3 protein-coding genes are annotated in these 1,559 nt (G+C 63.9%); 2 read left to right on the top strand and 1 reads right to left on the bottom strand.

All coding sequences use genetic code 11. The features are described from left to right. Positions 1–87: 87 nt before the first annotated feature. The gene (locus FHG66_RS21345) at positions 88–411 is read left to right on the top strand and encodes a hypothetical protein (RefSeq protein WP_139079158.1); all 324 of its coding nucleotides are present in this window, start codon (positions 88–90) and stop codon (positions 409–411) included. Between the two features lie 390 nt (positions 412–801). Beyond that, positions 802–1,146 carry a plasmid pRiA4b ORF-3 family protein gene (locus FHG66_RS21340; RefSeq protein ID WP_139079157.1) on the top strand — a complete coding sequence of 115 codons (345 nt, stop codon included), beginning with the start codon at positions 802–804 and terminating at the stop codon, positions 1,144–1,146. A 103-nt stretch (positions 1,147–1,249) separates the two neighbouring features. Here the strand turns inward: FHG66_RS21340 and FHG66_RS21815 are convergent. Then, a partial coding sequence (locus tag FHG66_RS21815) for a hypothetical protein (protein ID WP_218013952.1) occupies positions 1,250–1,559 on the bottom strand: 310 nt, incomplete at its 5' end.

Here is a 1,559-nt window from a genome sequence, read left to right as displayed (position 1 = left end):
GGGGCATTCCTTCGTCCTCCTCAGGCCCGAAAGCCTACTTCAGGGAGGACCACTTTTCAGGGGGCAGACCAGTGGACGCCTGGAAACTTGAGAGGCAAGCGGTGGTGGTTCTGCTGCCCCCGGTGCTGGACGCGCTGCGCGGTCCTTTACTCCTCGCGCCGTCGGCGCTGCTATGGCAGCCGCTGCCGCTCCGAGCTGACCTCGCCTCATGACCGGCTGCTCCTCAAAGCCATCAAGATCCGCAAGCGCTTGGGGCAGACCACGGGCGGGGTCATCGTGCCCTTCCCCGAGCGGACCAGGTCCATGCACCACCGCACCTACCTGCGGCTCAGGGCAGAGTGCACCGACTTGGAGCAGCGCTTCTTTAGGGGAGAAGCCGATCGGATGCGCAAGATGGGCATGCAGGTGTAGGAACCAAGCTGAAGAACGCTGAGCCTCAGAGACGAGCAAGCCGACGCGGGGCGGGCTGGTGTCAGGCGCTCTGTCAGGTTTGTGATAGTAGGAGGGCTTCCCTGTTTTCCCAGTCGAAGGCCCCAAGGTACTCGGGGCCTGTAATGCCCTTCCGCTGCAGCAGACCGTGAGAGTTCTGCCTGACGGCTATCAAGGGCGGACATGCCGGGGGGTAGCGTCTGCTTGTGGATGTTGGACAGCGTCGAGGTCTCCAGTGGCGCGGGGACGGAAGCGGCGGATCTGGTTGGACGAGGAGAAGCGAGCGATCTGCTCACAGGAACGGGTACCGGGGATCTTGGTGAGCCAGGTGGCGCGACGCACTTACACCAACAGGACCGACGAGCTTCTTCCATGGAGCTGGTCCGCGCCATGAGCATTCTGCGCCTCATTGTCGTTCTGGAGGACGTCACGCCCCGCGTTTCGCGAACGCTCACGGTGCCCGCGGACCTGCGCCTGGACCGATTGCATCTCGTCCTGCAGGCAGCCATGGGCTGGGAGAACCAGCATCTCTATATCTTTGAAGCTGGTCCCCACCGCTGGAGCCTGCCTGAACCACACCTCGGGCCCGGTGCCCTGCCGGTCACAAAGGCTACCCTCCAGGACGTCCTTGCCGCCGAGGGGAATGGGCCGCTCGTCTACACCTACGACTTCGGCGACAACTGGCGCCATCGGCTGGCCGCGGGGCTGCTAGGTTGATCCCGAGTGTTTTGATCTTCATGTGGATGGCCCTCTCCTCTGCTGGCTTAAGACAGCACCAGCTTGGCACAGCGATGCCGTCAGGGTGGGGCCATCCACACTATCAGACGAAGACGAAGTCCGATAGGGTGACCATGGCGCCGCTGTCGAGATCGGCAATCAGGCCCAGGCCGCTCGGATCCTTGCCGTTGTTGTCGTACCACAAGGTCTGGTCGGTGGTGCGGAAGATGAACCGGTCGTCGCCGTCCTGCGCCACGTTGTCGGCCCGGATCTGAAGGCGCGACGCGGACAGGGTGCCGACCGCCATGCCAAAGCTTGCGGCGCTGAACTCGAAGCGGTCGCTGTTGCCCGCCTGGCTGCGGAAGTCCGTGATGACGTCCCCGAACTCCGCGGACGACGCGAACTGGAACACG

Source organism: Rubellimicrobium rubrum, assembly GCF_006152115.1.
GTDB lineage: Bacteria > Pseudomonadota > Alphaproteobacteria > Rhodobacterales > Rhodobacteraceae > Rubellimicrobium > Rubellimicrobium rubrum.
The sequence above is the reverse complement of the archived record's forward strand: the minus strand, read 5'-3'. Positions and strand labels throughout refer to the sequence as shown.